Genomic DNA, 13758 nt, shown 5'->3' with positions numbered 1-13758 from the left:
GCATTCAGAGGCCACAGGTTTCAATCTTTTCCGATTTCCCCCTCATAGAGACGGGCGAATCGGATATACTGTATCTGCTGCCAAGCATTCAATTTATCGTGTGGTACTGGGGGGACGCGCAATGTGGCGCTTTATTCTTGTGAGTTTTGCTTTTCTGGGATGGTCTTTTTATGAGTTGAGCGGCGGGGCCGATTATCGCCCTTCGGCCAATTCCATTCAGGCGCGTGCCCTGCTCGACAATCAGCGGCCTGTAGCGCGGCCCTTGCGCGTCAATGTGATCGAATTGGCGCAGGATGGCACCCCGCGGCACGACGCGGAGGTAACGCGCACCATTACATCACTGCATGATCTGGGTCTCAATATGGGAGAGAAGGTGGTGTTGACGCTGGCCTCTGCGGAGGGAGATGTCGAACCGGCCCCCATTGCGGTAAGCCTACCCACCGCACGGGTCACCACGCCCGCCGCAATTCCCGACACACCCGAAGTCACGAAACCCGTTCAAGAGGCTGTGTTGGAGGTCGAAACACTGGCACCCGCCCCTGACTTGCGTCGGGTGTCCGGCAATTCGGTCAATCTGCGCACTGGTCCCGGAACAGGCTTTGGCCGTATAGCCAGCCTCAAGCGCGGCACCGACGTGATCGTGCTCAACGACCCCGGCGAAGGCTGGATCAAGCTGCGGGTGGTCGAAACGGGGCGCATTGGCTGGATGGCGGAAACCCTGCTCACGCTGGCCGCTGACTAAGGCTTGCATCGCGCCGTTCCACGCGCCACAAGGTCGGGCATGACAGAGCGCTCTATCCTGATCACTGGCTGTTCCTCGGGCATCGGCTATGACGCCGCGCAGGGCATGCGTGCGCGCGGCTGGCGGGTCTTTGCCGCCTGTCGCAAAGAGGCGGATTGCGAGCGCCTGCGCGCCGAAGGCTTCGAAAGTCCGCGCATTGATTACAACGATGAGACCAGCATCCAGCAGGCCGTGGCCGAGGTTCTGGCCGCCACTGGCGGACGGCTTGATGCGCTTTTCAACAACGGGGCCTATGCCTGTCCGGGGCTGGTCGAGGATCTGCCGCGCGGGGCACTGCGTGAGATTTTCGAGAGCAATGTCTTTGGCTGGCATGATCTGACGCGACAGGTGATTCCAGCCATGCGCGCGCAGGGTCACGGACGCATCGTGCAATGCTCGTCGGTACTGGGCCTTGTGACTCTCGGCTGGCGCGGTGCGTATGTGAGCACGAAATTCGCCCTCGAGGGGCTAACCGATACGCTGCGGATCGAAATGCGCGGTAGTGGCATCCATGTCAGCCTGATCGAACCCGGCCCAGTGACCACCAAGATCCGCGAGAATGCCCGCGCGCCTTTCGAGCGCTGGATCGACTGGGAAAACGCGCATCGCGCAGACGAATATCGAGACAAACTGCGTCCGCGTCTCTATGGCCCCTACGCCAAGGACAATTTCGAACTGCCCCCCGAGGCGGTCACGAAAAAGCTGATCCACGCCATCGAATCGCCCCGGCCGCAGGCGCGCTATTACGTGACCACGCCCACCTATCTCATGGGTACGCTGCGCCGCCTGCTGCCAACGCGCCTGCTGGACTGGGTGATCTCGAAAGCGTGACGGGCACACACCCGCGTCATATTTTCCCTTTCGCTTTTCCCGCCGCACCGCCTAGATGTGCCCCAGAACAAACCCCGAAAGGACGCCGCATGTTGCAAGATCCGCTTTTCATCCTCGTCGCTGTGGGCTGTATCACGGTTGCGCTGATCCTGATCCGGGGCATTTCCACCTTTGGCAAAGAGGGGGTGGAGAATGCAAAACGCTCGAACAAATACATGCAATGGCGGTTGATCGCGCAGTTCGTGGCGATCATTCTCATTCTGGTTTTCGTCTATTTCCGCAGGCAGGGAGGATAATCCATGGTCGTTCTCAACAGAATTTACACGCGCACTGGCGATGCCGGGGAAACCGCGCTCGGCAACGGCACGCGCGTGGCAAAACATTCGGCCCGCGTCACCGCATACGGCACGGTGGATGAGGTCAACGCGACCGTGGGTCTCGCGCGCCTTTATGCCAAGGATGAGACGGACGATGCGCTGGCACGCATCCAGAATGACCTCTTCGACCTTGGGGCCGATCTCTGCCGCCCGGATATGGAGCGGGACGCCGATGCCGAATACCCGCCGCTGCGCATGTCCTCCAGCCAGGTAGACCGGCTGGAAGCAGAAATTGACGCGATGAACAAGCATCTGGAGCCGCTGCGCAGCTTTATTCTACCCGGCGGGTCGCCCTTGGCCGCGCATCTGCATCTGTGTCGCACCGTGTCGCGGCGGGCCGAACGGCTGACGGTGGAGTTGTCGGCGCTGGAGAATGTCAACGAAGCGGCGCTCAAGTATCTCAACCGCCTGAGCGATTGGTTTTTCGTGGCATCCCGCATGGCCAATGACAGTGGCAAGGCGGATGTTTTGTGGGTTCCCGGCGCGAACCGCTGAAATACTCTGGCAACATTCTTGCGCTGAAAACCTGAAACGCGACGTCGCCAGACGCTAACGTGACGATTTTGCCCTGTTTCCCGCGCGGCAGAGCCGGTATCAACGCGCTGGAGAGCTTATCCGGGGGGTGCTACGCCCCCCACCACCATTAAGGGAGACCATGCCAATGAAGGTGCTCGTACCTGTCAAACGTGTGATCGACTATAACGTGAAGGTTCGTGTCAAGGCGGACGGGAGCGGGGTCGATCTTGCGAATGTGAAGATGTCGATGAACCCGTTTGACGAGATTGCCGTCGAAGAGGCGATTCGCCTCAAGGAGGCGGGCAAGGCGAGCGAAGTGATCGCGGTGTCCATTGGCGTGAAACAGGCGCAGGAGACCTTGCGCACGGCGTTGGCGATGGGCGCGGACCGCGCCATCCTCGTGATTGCCGCCGATGACGTGCATCAGGACGTCGAGCCGCTTAGCGTCGCCAAGATCCTCGCCAAGATCGTCGAAGAAGAGCAGCCCGGCCTCGTGCTCTGCGGCAAGCAGGCGATCGACAATGACATGAATGCGACGGGCCAGATGCTCTCGGCACTTCTGGGCTGGTCGCAGGCAACCTTTGCCTCCAAACTCGACGTCGAGGGCGACCACGCGCTCGTCACCCGCGAGGTGGATGGCGGCTTGCAGACCATCAAGGTCAAGACGCCCACCATCGTCACGGTGGACCTGCGCCTCAACGAGCCGCGCTATGCGTCGCTGCCCAATATCATGAAGGCCAAGAAAAAGCCGCTGGATGAGAAGACCGCCGCCGATTACGGCGTCGATGTCACGCCCCGGCTGGAAATCACAGGCACATCCGAGCCCGCAAGCCGCGCGGCCGGTGTGATCCTCGGCTCGGTGGACGAGCTGGTTGCGAAACTCAAGGAAGTGGGAGCCGTATGATGTCCGTTCTTCTTCTCGCCGAAGTCACCGATGGGGAACTCGCGCTGGACGCCACCGCCAAGGCGGTGACGGCAGCCGCCAAACTGGGCGATGTGACCGTTCTTTGCTGCGGTGCCTCTGCGGCGGCAGCGGGTGCCGATGCGGCGAAAATCGCCGGGGTGAAAAAGGTGCTGGTCGCCGAGGATGCCTCGCTTGGGCACCGCTTGGCCGAACCCACCGCTGCGCTGATTGTCAGCCTCGCGGGCGACTATAGCCATATCGTGGCCCCCGCCACCACGGATGCCAAGAACGTGCTGCCGCGCGTCGCGGCGCTGTTGGATGTGATGGTGATCTCCGACGCCTCGGGCGTCGTGGACGCCGATACGTTCGAGCGCCCGATCTATGCCGGCAACGCGATCCAGACCGTAAAATCGCGCGATGCGAAAAAGGTCATCTCGTTCCGCACCTCGACCTTTGACGCGGCAGGCGAACAGGCGGCAGCGCCGGTCGAGACCATTTCGGCAGTGGCCAACCCCGGCCTGTCGGAATGGATCGAGGACAAGGTGGCAGCAAGCGACCGCCCCGAACTGACATCGGCAGGTGTCGTCGTCTCGGGCGGGCGCGGTGTCGGGTCCAAGGACGATTTCGCGTTGATCGAGAAACTCGCGGACAAGTTGGGCGCCGCTGTGGGCGCAAGCCGCGCCGCGGTCGACTCGGGCTATGCGCCGAACGACTGGCAGGTCGGCCAGACCGGCAAGGTCGTGGCCCCCAACCTCTATGTCGCGGTGGGCATTTCGGGTGCGATCCAGCATCTTGCGGGCATGAAAGACAGCAAGATCATCGTCGCCATCAACAAAGACGAAGAAGCGCCGATTTTCCAGGTGGCCGATTATGGCCTCGTGGCGGACCTTTTCACCGCCCTGCCGGAACTGACCGAGAAACTCTGAGGTCAAGCAGAACCAAAACAAACCCGCGTCCTAACCGACGCGGGTTTTTTAATTGGCCAAGAGGTTTTCCAGAACAGGCGACAGCGCCCGCGCTGCCTCGGAATGGGCGAGCAATCCGGGCAGATCGGCAGCGACGGCCTCTTGCATCGGGTCAAAGCGCATACCGCGCGTGCCCTGTGCGCAAGCCTCTGGGCTGATCACCACCTCGACCACCCGCGCCGCGCGTGCGCCCACCGCGCGCAGCATGGCGCGGCTGACATAGGCCGGATCATCCGCAATACCCGCCGCCTCATGCCCAAGACCCGGCAGATGCCGCGAGAACCACATCAGCACGACCGGCGCGGCAATGCGCTCGAGCAGCGTCTGCATGGCCGTTACCCAGGCCTCTTGCAGGCCCTCACGCAGCACGGCAAATCGGTCTGGCGAAACATCCTCCAAGCGCCGCATCATATGGCGCGTGAAGTGGAATTCCGTAAAATCAACCTCGGGATAAAGACGCCGCAAGCGCTGTGTCGCCTCAAGAAAGCGGTCATTGCGGCGCGGATGCACGCGGTAGTACGGATTGCTGAGGTTCATTGCCCCGGGCACCTGCAACACGACGGCGCGTGCGCGCGATACTATGTCCAGCAGCCCCTCATCCTTGAGAAAGGCATCGACACCGGCATTGGGCCAGCCGAAATTAACACAAGGAAGCGCCAAAGACCGCTCCATCAGATCGGGATAGGGCCGGTCGATGAAGGTGCCATAGGTTTCCGTGCCGCCAAGACAGGCCACGAAATCGCCCGTCAACCGACGCTGCGGCCCGCGAAACACCAGTTTTGACCCGTCATAAGTTACAGGCCGATAATCGAGGGGCCTGTGCCCCACGCGCTCAAATCCCATGTCACCCACCTTGATCCACTCACCCATTGAAAGGGTGGACGATTCCTCTTGCTAAATCGCTAAACGACCAATTCTCAGATTATTTTACCTGTCTCATGCCCTTGCGGCTTGCGCCCGCCGCGGCCTATGCTGCTGCAGCAATCGGACAGGGATCGGGCGGATGGAGATCACGAGAATCGGTGTGGTTGGCGCGGGCCAGATGGGCAATGGGATCGCCCATGTCATGGCCATCGCGGGCTATGACGTGCTGCTGAACGACATCAGCGCCGAAGCGCTAGAACGTGCCATGGCGGCGATTCGCAAGAATATGGAACGTCAGGTCAGCCGAGGGAAAATCGCGCAAGACGAGATGGCGGCCGCACTTGCCCGGATTGTCACCACGCAGACCCTCACCGAACTGGGCAAGACCGACCTGGTGATCGAGGCCGCGACCGAGCGCGAGGCGGTGAAGCAGGCAATCTTCGACGAACTCTTGCCGCATCTGGAACCGCATACGATCCTGACCTCGAACACCTCGTCGATTTCGATCACGCGATTGGCCAGCCGCACCGACCGGCCCGAGAAGTTCATGGGGTTTCATTTCATGAACCCCGTGCCTGTGATGCAACTGGTCGAATTGATCCGAGGCATCGCCACCGACAAGGACACCTATAACGCCTGTCTCGCCGTGGTCGAAAAGCTGGGTAAGACCGCCGCCTCAGCCGAGGACTTCCCGGCCTTCATCGTCAACCGCATCCTGATGCCGATGATCAACGAGGCGGTCTATACGCTGTATGAGGGGGTCGGAAACGTCAAATCCATCGACGAATCCCTGAAGCTGGGGGCAAATCATCCGATGGGACCGCTGGAACTGGCGGATTTCATCGGGCTGGATACCTGTCTGGCGATCATGAACGTGCTGCACGATGGGCTGGCAGATACAAAATATCGCCCCTGCCCGCTCTTGACGAAATATGTCGAAGCGGGTTGGCTTGGCCGCAAGACCGGGCGCGGGTTCTATGACTATCGCGGTGAAGTGGCCGTGCCGACGCGTTGAGCGTTATTTGCTGGTCTCGCCCAACGAGAGCGTATGCGCGCGCAGCCATTCCATGAAACCGCGCGGATCGCTTTCGAGCATCGCCATACGTTCGTCGCTGATCGGCGCGCCCACCACCGGCTTTTGCGGGTGGTTGCAACTGTTGACCACCTCATGCAGCAAAAGCCCCTGCCGCAACGTGGCCGAAATCCGGTTGGCCATCTGATACCAGCGTGAATTGGCGCCGGGGAAATAGATTGGCACGACACGCGCGCCCGACCGCCGGATCATCTGCGCTGTAAAAACGTTCCATTCCCGCTCGATCACCGGCCCGAACATCGTATCGCTCGAGGCCACGACGCCTGAGGGGAACACGCTGATCACCCCGCCCTCCTTGAGATGCGCCATCGCCTTGGCGCGCATTTCGACCGATTTGCGCTGAGCATCGGGTTCATGTGGGAAAGGGACAGAGATCATATAAGAGGCCGCCACCTCATCGATCCCGGTCAAGAGCGCCCGTGTGAGGATCTTGTAGTCACTGCGCCGCCGCCCGATCAAATCGGCCAGGATCATCCCATCCACCAGACCATGCGGATGGTTGGCCACAACCACCACCGGCCCGTCCAACGGGATATGCGCCACCTCGTCATCCGGGGTCAGAAGCGGAATACCCATAGTATCCAAGGCCGCGCGCCAAAACGCCTGACCCGTCGGTGCGCCACGCTTCTCGAACTTGCGGATCATGCGCAGGATTGTGATCTTACCGGTCATCCACTCCATCAGGCGGATGATGAACGATGTGAGACCATTGTCGAAACTGTTGGCATAAGTCAGGCTGCGGCGGTCGTATTTGGTGAAGAGAACCGTATCGCCCGTCTCTGTGCCGGACTCTGGCTGCGCCTTGGTGTTCACTGCTTTGTTCCTGTCCCGCTCATGTCGCGACTGCCTGATCCTGCGCGCCTACATGCTCTCGCCAAATCTGTCCGCAACCAGTGCCGCAACCGCCTCGGCCAGAGGGGTTGCGTCCGGCCCGACGATTTCGACGTCAATAGTGGTTCCTTTGGCCGCTGCCAACATCAAAAGCCCCATGATGCTGTCACCAGAGGCAGATTGCCCATTGCACGACACCTCGGCGCGGGCATCAAAACCCTCGACCACCTCAACCAACTTTGCGGCGGCCCGGGCATGCAGCCCCTTTTCGTTGACGATCTCCATGCGGCGCGTCACCTTGTCCATGCTCACCCTCGCCTCCTCACTCTTCCGAAACATTATGGCTGTCGATATATTTGCGCCCTGCCTCGAGCGCCGCGCGCACCGCGTCGGGCAGCGCCATGTGCCGGCTCTTGGCGAGCTTGATCAGCATCGGTAGGTTGGCCCCATAGAGAATACGCCGGTCATTGGGGCGGCAGGCACGCAGCGACAGGTTCGAGGGCGATCCTCCAAAGATATCGGTCACGAGCACGACCCCTCCGCCGGTATCGACCGCATCGGCGGCGGCACAGATCTCGTCCTGCTTTGCGGCGCGATCATCGTCGCTCTCGATGGAAATCGCCATCACGCCGCTCTGGGCGCCTACCACATGCTCGACCGCCCTGAGATACTCATTGGCCAGCCCGCCATGCGCCACGATCACGATCCCGATCAAGACTGCGTCACTCCTAAGACGTCGTGGGTGTGGCCGGGGGCCACTGTCCCACTGCGCCGCTCCAGCTCCCGATGCCTTATTGACACTTGCCAGCCGTCTTTCGCAAGGGTCGCACCCAAAGTTTCTGCCATGGCCACGCTGCGATGTTGCCCACCGGTGCAGCCAAAGCCGATCGAGAGATAAGCCTTGCCTTCGGTCTCATAGGCCGGAAGCAGGAGTTCGACCATCTCTGTCACCCGGCGGCGAAATTCCGCGAAGAGCGGATCACCCGCGATATGCGTCGCGACCTCGGGCGCACGTCCGTCCAAGCGACGCAACTCCGGCTGCCAATAGGGATTGCGCAGGAATCTACAGTCAAACACCATATCGAGGCCGCGGGGCAAGCCGCGCTTGTAGGAAAACGAATGCACCGAGACCGCAAGGCTTTCAGCCTCGCCGGGACCGAACCAGCGGCCCAGTTCGGCGCGAAGGTCATGCGGCGTCATGTCGGAGGTGTCGATCAACAGGTCAGCGCGCGCGCGCACGGCCGCGAGCAGATCGAATTCGCGCGCGATTCCAGTCTCTGCACTCTCGTCCGGAGCCAGCGGATGCCGCCTGCGGGTTTCCGAGAACCGACGTTGCAGGATTTCGGCGCGACAATCGAGATAGAGCACCTGAAGCGGCTGGCCGGGGTGCCAATCGCTTTGGTCGATCATCCCCGCAAGCGCGTTGGTCGAGAAATCCCGGTTGCGCGCGTCAATGCCAAGCGCCAGAGGCTTGTCGGATTGTGGCCCCTCCAATAGGCGTGGCAAGAGCGAGAGAGGCATATTGTCGATCGCCTCGTAACCCATATCCTCAAGCGCGCGAATTGCGGTACTGCGCCCAGCACCCGAGGGGCCCGTCACCAGAACAAGGCGATTGCGCGCCTCCCCGGCTCTTGGGCGGGCATCAGGCTCGGGCGGCATGGCGTGACTCCTTCAGATCAGCGTCCCATGGATGAGATATAGCAGGACCGCCGCCGGAAAATGCGCATGATCCGCTTTTTTTACAAGCGGCACGCTCTGCCCCAATAGATCGGCATGGGTCAGCGACGGCATGCGCTCCGTCGTCTCGGCATCCAGATCAACGATCAGGGCAAGCGGCTGCGGCCCGGAAGAGGGTATTTTCAGGATCCCCATGCCGCGCGCCTCGATTTTTCCCCGGATGGTTTCCGGCGCATCCGCCATGATGCACCCCTCCGCAACCCATACACGGGTGCGGTCATCGGAAACCAAACCCGCGCCAAGCGCCAGAAGTTGGAGGGCAAGGCCGGACTTGCCGCGCCCCGACGCCCCGCGGATCAGCACTGCCCGCCCGGAATGGGCCACGCAGGTGGCGTGCAGGATGACGTGGCCGGAGGATTGCGTGCCTGTTGTCACCGGCTTAGACCGGCAAGCCCACGACAAAGCGCGCGCCCAGCGGATCAGAGGTGGCATCGGCATGGGTAGGGCGGATGTTCTCGGCCCAGATCACGCCATCATGCGCCTCGACGATTTGCTTGGAGATGGCAAGGCCAAGTCCGGAGTTATTGCCGAAATCCCCCTCGGGCCGCTCGGAATAAAAGCGTTGGAACACTTTTTCCAGCGCCTGTTCGGGAATGCCCGGTCCGGTATCCTCGACCACCACCAGCACGCGGTTGGCGCGGCGCCGGGCCCAGACGCGGATTGCGTCGCCCTCTTCGCAGAAACTGATCGCATTGGTGATGAGATTGACAAAGACCTGCGCCAGCCGCCCCTCCAGCCCGGTGATGACAATCGGCTGCGGCGGGAAATCCATGATGAACTCGATCCCGTTCTTCTGTGCCTCTTCGCCCAGATAAGTCCCGAGGTTCTGCAACATCTTGAGCAGATCGAACGCCTCTTGTTCTTCCTTGACCAGTTCACTGTCGAGCCGCGAAGCGTTGGAAATGTCGCTCACCAAACGGTCCAGACGGCGCACATCATGTTCGATCACCTCCAACAACCGCTCACGCTGATCCTCGCGCTTGGCGATGCGCATGGTGCCCACCGCCGAACGCAGGCTGGCCAGCGGGTTCTTGATCTCATGTGCCACATCGGCGGCGAATTGTTCGTTGCTGTCGATCCGGTGATAGAGGGCCGATACCATGCCGCGCAACGCGCCGCTCAGGCGCCCGATTTCGTCGGGGCGCGCGGTCAGGTCGGGGATGCGGATACGCCCCTTGGCCCCCTTGCCCTTGTTGCGGTCCCGCCCGATTTCCGCCGCCGCTGCAAGATCGGCCAGCGGGTTGGAAATGGTCGAGGCAAGGATAAGGCTGAGGCCAACAGAGACCAGCGTGGCAATCAGGAACATCTGGAGCACGCGCTCACGCTCGACCCGGGCCAATTTATCAATCTCGCCGCTGGCATTGGCCAACGCGACCACCGCGACGGGCGTGTCGCCCTGCAGCACCGGCGCAGCTACGGTCAGCACGACACCTTGCGCGGTCTCGGCAGTGCGCATTTCTACGCCCCCACCGACCGCCAGATCGACCATGTCGCGCGCCACATCCTCGACTCCGCGACTGGCGGCGACCTGATCCACGTCGGAAAACGGGCTGGAAATCTGTTCCCACACCCGGCTGAGAAAGTCCGTCATCGGCGTTGCGGGCAAGGACGCGGTGCGGTCATGTCCAATCGAGTTGCCCTGCTTGCGCCCCACCAGCATCCCGGTGCGGTCAAACAGAAACACCTCGGCTCCGGTCTGAATATCCAGATTCTCTAGCGTACTGACCATATCCACACCGTCGCCGGTGGCAAAACTGACCGGCGCACCGATTGGTAGCCGCGCCTCAACCACATCAGCAATCAGGGCAGTTTGCACCAGCAGGCTATTGGCACGCTGCATCGCCAGATTGTCGCGCGACGAGTTGAGATAGAGAATGCCCACAACCAGCACGTTGAGGGCAATCAGGTTGAAGGTGATGATCTTGCGCGTGAGCGAGGAGTCACGAAAGCTGAACCAGCCGCGCTTGGCGCGGCGGGCATTCAGTTCTCCTTCGTCCAGACGATCCGGTGCGACAAAATCATCGCCAAGGACAAGGTCGTTATCCTTACGCGGCTGCACGCTCCGCACCCCTATCCGCTCGACCAGAGCCATTATTCTTCGTTATACCGATACCCGATACCATACAGCGTCTCAATCGCCGAAAACTCGGGATCGACCATGCGCAGCTTCTTGCGCAACCGCTTGATGTGGCTGTCGATGGTGCGGTCGTCGACATAGACCTGATCGTCATAGGCCACATCCATCAGCTGATCGCGGCTCTTGACGAAGCCGGGCCGCTTGGCCAGCGCTTGAAGCAGCAGGAATTCGGTCACGGTCAGCGACACGTCCTGCCCTTTCCAGCTGACCGAATGGCGCAGCGGATCCATCAGCAGATTGCCGCGTTCGATCACCTTGGTTTCTTCGGTCTCGACCACGACATGCCCGTTGGCGGCATCCTGACGCCGCAGAAGGGCGCGGATACGTTCCACCAGCAAGCGCTGCGAGAACGGCTTTTTCACATAGTCATCGGCGCCCATGCGCAGACCCAGCACCTCGTCGATCTCATCATCCTTGGAGGTGAGGAAGATCACGGGCATCTGCGATTTCTGGCGCAGGCGTTGCAAGAGATCCATTCCATCCATGCGCGGCATCTTGATGTCGAGCACGGCCATGTCGGGCAATTTCTTGCTGAAGGCGTCAAAGGCCTGTTGGCCATCATTATAGGTTTCAACCTCAAAGCCTTCGGCTTCGAGTGTCATGGATACGGATGTCAGAATATTCCTGTCATCGTCCACGAGGGCGATTTTGGACATAGTTCTATTCCTTTTACTGCTCGGTCTGCCTGCATTTTTTGTGCCACTATGCTCTGTTTCCAGTCGTTTGATCAATTCAAATCTGCGAATCAGTCGGGTCGCCATGGTCGATTGACGCAGAAATTTCTTGAGAATGGCTAAATTGACTCACTTTACACGCTCAGAGGGTGCAATGTTTGCGCCAACATGCACGTGGTTGCGCTAACCTGCGGCTGGTTGCGCTAACCATATGAATCTGCCCTGTTATTTTTCAAAGGCTGCGTGCTAAGAGCGGCCCAGCCGGGCATGTTGCCCGACCGACGCCGCTGCGGCGGCGCCCTGAACGATCCGACGACACCGGCGCGGATCTGGCGAACAGGAGCTTGATAATATGACAATCGGACGGGTGAACCCGCATTTCCAGCTTGAGGATCAAGGCATCACGGGGCTGGGGAATGTCCATTACAACCTCATCGAACCAGCGCTGATCGAAGCGGCGCTCAAAAATGGCGAGGGCACGCTTGGCCAGGGCGGCACGCTGCTCGTGACAACGGGCAAATTCACCGGCCGATCGCCCAAGGATAAACATATCGTCAAGACCGACAGCGTCGCTGATACGATCTGGTGGGAAAACAACGCCGCAATGTCGCCAGAAGGGTTCGAGGCGCTCTATGCCGACATGCTGACCTATCTCAAGGGACGCGATGTTTTCGTTCAGGATCTGATTGGTGGTGCTGACCCCGCACATTCCATCAACATGCGGATGATTTCGGAACTGGCGTGGCACAGCCTCTTCAACCGCACCATGCTCCGCCGTCCCGAGCGCGCGGCGCTCGACAGTTTCACCGCCGATTTCACCGTCATCAATTGCCCCGGCTTCAAGGCGGACCCTGCGCGTCACGGCTGCCGCTCAGAGACGGTGATCGCAATGAATTTCGACCGCAAGCTGATCCTCGTGGGCAATACCGAATACGCAGGTGAAAACAAGAAATCGGTTTTCTCGCTTCTGAACTACCTCTTGCCGGAAAAAGGCATCATGCCGATGCATTGCTCGGCCAACCACGCGCAGGGCAATCCGGTTGATACCGCCATCTTCTTTGGCCTCTCAGGCACCGGCAAGACCACGCTGTCGGCAGATCCTGACCGCACGCTCTTGGGCGATGACGAACATGGCTGGTCGGACCGCGGCACCTTCAATTTCGAGGGGGGCTGCTATGCCAAGACCGTCAATCTGAGCGCCGAGGCCGAGCCGGAAATCTATGCCACCTGCGGCATGTTCGGGACCATCATCGAAAACATGGTGTTCGACCCCGAAACGCTCGAGTTGGATTTCGAGGATGACAGCCTGACGCCCAACATGCGCTGCGCCTACCCGCTGCATTACATCTCGAACGCATCCGAGACCGCCCTTGGCGGGCATCCCAAGAATGTCATCATGCTGACCTGCGATGCCTTTGGCGTGCTGCCGCCGATTTCGCGGCTGACCCCAGCGCAGGCGATGTATCATTTCCTGTCGGGCTTCACCTCCAAGATGGCAGGGACGGAACGTGGCGTGACAGAACCGCAGCCAGTGTTTTCGACCTGTTTCGGTGCCCCCTTCATGCCGCGCCGCCCCGAAGTTTACGGCAATCTTTTGCGGGAAAAGATCGCCAAACACGGCGCAACCTGCTGGTTGGTCAATACCGGCTGGACTGGCGGCGCCTTTGGGACCGGATCGCGGATGCCGATCAAGGCCACGCGCGCGCTCTTGACCGCGGCGCTTGACGGCTCGCTCAACGGGGTCGAGTTCCGCAAGGACCCAAATTTCGGCTTTGAGGTGCCTGTGGCGGTGCCCGGTGTCGCCGAGGTTCTGCTGGACCCGCGCCGCACCTGGCCCGATCCCGCCGCCTATGATGCGCAAGCGGCCCAATTGGTGCAAATGTTCGCAGATAATTTCGCACAATTTGTACCTTTCATCGACGAGGATGTACGCGCTGCCTCGCTGGGCTAAGTCCACAGCCAAACAGATCCAGACCCTCGCCGTGACCGGCGGGGGTTTTTCTTTGGGCGCAATTCGCGCACGTCCTGTCGAATTTCCGATTTCCTTC

At 60.8% G+C, this 13758-nt stretch carries 16 protein-coding genes; 8 read left to right on the top strand and 8 right to left on the bottom strand.

The features are described from left to right. The first annotated feature begins 121 nt into the window (after positions 1-121). The 6 genes from AACZ65_RS04105 (at position 122) to AACZ65_RS04080 (ending at position 4335) form a co-directional block, all read left to right on the top strand. Positions 122-742 carry an SH3 domain-containing protein gene (locus AACZ65_RS04105; RefSeq protein WP_339668262.1) on the top strand — a complete coding sequence of 207 codons (621 nt, stop codon included), beginning with the start codon at positions 122-124 and terminating at the stop codon, positions 740-742. 39 nt (positions 743-781) lie between these two features. Continuing rightward, on the top strand, positions 782-1612 hold the full coding sequence (locus AACZ65_RS04100) for an SDR family NAD(P)-dependent oxidoreductase (RefSeq protein ID WP_339668260.1): 831 nt from the start codon (positions 782-784) through the stop codon (positions 1610-1612). Between the two features lie 89 nt (positions 1613-1701). After that, positions 1702-1908: a twin transmembrane helix small protein gene (locus AACZ65_RS04095; protein ID WP_339668258.1), complete on the top strand. Its 207-nt coding sequence runs from the start codon at positions 1702-1704 to the stop codon at positions 1906-1908. A 3-nt stretch (positions 1909-1911) separates the two neighbouring features. After that, positions 1912-2484, top strand: coding sequence for a cob(I)yrinic acid a,c-diamide adenosyltransferase (locus AACZ65_RS04090; RefSeq protein WP_037273881.1), 573 nt, complete (start codon positions 1912-1914; stop codon positions 2482-2484). A 166-nt stretch (positions 2485-2650) separates the two neighbouring features. Continuing rightward, entirely contained in the window at positions 2651-3409 is a 759-nt protein-coding gene (locus AACZ65_RS04085) for an electron transfer flavoprotein subunit beta/FixA family protein (protein ID WP_339668256.1), read from the top strand. Further along, the gene (locus AACZ65_RS04080) at positions 3409-4335 is read left to right on the top strand and encodes an FAD-binding protein (protein WP_339668255.1); all 927 of its coding nucleotides are present in this window, start codon (positions 3409-3411) and stop codon (positions 4333-4335) included. Before AACZ65_RS04085 ends, AACZ65_RS04080 begins: the two co-directional genes overlap by 1 nt. A 48-nt stretch (positions 4336-4383) precedes the next feature. Here the strand turns inward: AACZ65_RS04080 and AACZ65_RS04075 are convergent, their stop codons facing one another. Then, on the bottom strand, positions 4384-5244 hold the full coding sequence (locus AACZ65_RS04075) for a DUF6473 family protein (protein WP_339668254.1): 861 nt from the start codon (positions 5242-5244) through the stop codon (positions 4384-4386). Positions 5245-5377: 133 nt separating this feature from the next. Here AACZ65_RS04075 and AACZ65_RS04070 point away from each other — a divergent pair, with 133 nt between their 5' ends. Continuing rightward, positions 5378-6253: a 3-hydroxybutyryl-CoA dehydrogenase gene (locus AACZ65_RS04070; protein WP_339668253.1), complete on the top strand. Its 876-nt coding sequence runs from the start codon at positions 5378-5380 to the stop codon at positions 6251-6253. Positions 6254-6256: 3 nt separating this feature from the next. On the opposite strand, the gene AACZ65_RS04065 is transcribed toward AACZ65_RS04070, so the two are convergent. From AACZ65_RS04065 to AACZ65_RS04035, 7 genes are read right to left on the bottom strand one after another with little or no spacing between them, the layout of a single operon-like run. Then, positions 6257-7144, bottom strand: coding sequence for a lysophospholipid acyltransferase family protein (locus AACZ65_RS04065; RefSeq protein WP_037273871.1), 888 nt, complete (start codon positions 7142-7144; stop codon positions 6257-6259). A 48-nt stretch (positions 7145-7192) separates the two neighbouring features. Continuing rightward, positions 7193-7468 (bottom strand): HPr family phosphocarrier protein, encoded by a 276-nt coding sequence (locus AACZ65_RS04060; RefSeq protein ID WP_037273870.1) that lies wholly within the window; start codon positions 7466-7468, stop codon positions 7193-7195. A gap of 16 nt (positions 7469-7484) precedes the next feature. Next, on the bottom strand, positions 7485-7877 hold the full coding sequence (locus tag AACZ65_RS04055; RefSeq protein ID WP_339668251.1) for a PTS fructose transporter subunit IIA: 393 nt from the start codon (positions 7875-7877) through the stop codon (positions 7485-7487). Then, positions 7874-8821, bottom strand: a complete 948-nt coding sequence (rapZ, locus tag AACZ65_RS04050) for an RNase adapter RapZ (RefSeq protein ID WP_339668249.1) — start codon at positions 8819-8821, stop codon at positions 7874-7876. The genes AACZ65_RS04055 and rapZ overlap by 4 nt, the downstream gene beginning before the upstream one ends. Before the next feature lie 12 nt (positions 8822-8833). Beyond that, entirely contained in the window at positions 8834-9274 is a 441-nt protein-coding gene (locus AACZ65_RS04045; protein WP_037273865.1) for a serine kinase, read from the bottom strand. Positions 9275-9278: 4 nt separating this feature from the next. Continuing rightward, on the bottom strand, positions 9279-10991 hold the full coding sequence (locus AACZ65_RS04040) for a sensor histidine kinase (RefSeq protein ID WP_339668246.1): 1713 nt from the start codon (positions 10989-10991) through the stop codon (positions 9279-9281). Continuing rightward, positions 10991-11692 carry a response regulator transcription factor gene (locus tag AACZ65_RS04035; RefSeq protein WP_037273860.1) on the bottom strand — a complete coding sequence of 234 codons (702 nt, stop codon included), beginning with the start codon at positions 11690-11692 and terminating at the stop codon, positions 10991-10993. The genes AACZ65_RS04040 and AACZ65_RS04035 overlap by 1 nt, the downstream gene beginning before the upstream one ends. 370 nt (positions 11693-12062) lie before the next feature. Between AACZ65_RS04035 and AACZ65_RS04030 the strand changes: the two genes are divergently transcribed. Then, the gene (locus tag AACZ65_RS04030; protein ID WP_339668244.1) at positions 12063-13661 is read left to right on the top strand and encodes a phosphoenolpyruvate carboxykinase; all 1599 of its coding nucleotides are present in this window, start codon (positions 12063-12065) and stop codon (positions 13659-13661) included. The last annotated feature ends 97 nt before the right edge of the window (positions 13662-13758 follow it).

The sequence above is a fragment of the uncultured Roseovarius sp. genome, assembly GCF_963972555.1.
GTDB lineage: Bacteria > Pseudomonadota > Alphaproteobacteria > Rhodobacterales > Rhodobacteraceae > Roseovarius > Roseovarius mucosus.
This window is presented reverse-complemented; position numbering and strand designations above follow the sequence as displayed.

Bases quoted from the DNA above. Each gene is read 5' to 3' on its own strand.
- AACZ65_RS04040 (WP_339668246.1), bottom strand. From the start codon at position 10,991: ATGGCTCTGGTCGAGCGGATAGGGGTGCGGAGCGTGCAGCCGCGTAAG.
- AACZ65_RS04075 (WP_339668254.1), bottom strand. From the start codon at position 5,244: ATGGGTGAGTGGATCAAGGTGGGTGACATGGGATTTGAGCGCGTGGGG.
- AACZ65_RS04060 (WP_037273870.1), bottom strand. From the start codon at position 7,468: ATGGACAAGGTGACGCGCCGCATGGAGATCGTCAACGAAAAGGGGCTG.
- AACZ65_RS04090 (WP_037273881.1), top strand. From the start codon at position 1,912: ATGGTCGTTCTCAACAGAATTTACACGCGCACTGGCGATGCCGGGGAA.
- AACZ65_RS04085 (WP_339668256.1), top strand. From the start codon at position 2,651: ATGAAGGTGCTCGTACCTGTCAAACGTGTGATCGACTATAACGTGAAG.
- rapZ (WP_339668249.1), bottom strand. From the start codon at position 8,821: ATGCCGCCCGAGCCTGATGCCCGCCCAAGAGCCGGGGAGGCGCGCAAT.
- AACZ65_RS04030 (WP_339668244.1), top strand. From the start codon at position 12,063: ATGACAATCGGACGGGTGAACCCGCATTTCCAGCTTGAGGATCAAGGC.
- AACZ65_RS04105 (WP_339668262.1), top strand. From the start codon at position 122: ATGTGGCGCTTTATTCTTGTGAGTTTTGCTTTTCTGGGATGGTCTTTT.
- AACZ65_RS04100 (WP_339668260.1), top strand. From the start codon at position 782: ATGACAGAGCGCTCTATCCTGATCACTGGCTGTTCCTCGGGCATCGGC.
- AACZ65_RS04035 (WP_037273860.1), bottom strand. From the start codon at position 11,692: ATGTCCAAAATCGCCCTCGTGGACGATGACAGGAATATTCTGACATCC.
- AACZ65_RS04095 (WP_339668258.1), top strand. From the start codon at position 1,702: ATGTTGCAAGATCCGCTTTTCATCCTCGTCGCTGTGGGCTGTATCACG.
- AACZ65_RS04080 (WP_339668255.1), top strand. From the start codon at position 3,409: ATGTCCGTTCTTCTTCTCGCCGAAGTCACCGATGGGGAACTCGCGCTG.
- AACZ65_RS04070 (WP_339668253.1), top strand. From the start codon at position 5,378: ATGGAGATCACGAGAATCGGTGTGGTTGGCGCGGGCCAGATGGGCAAT.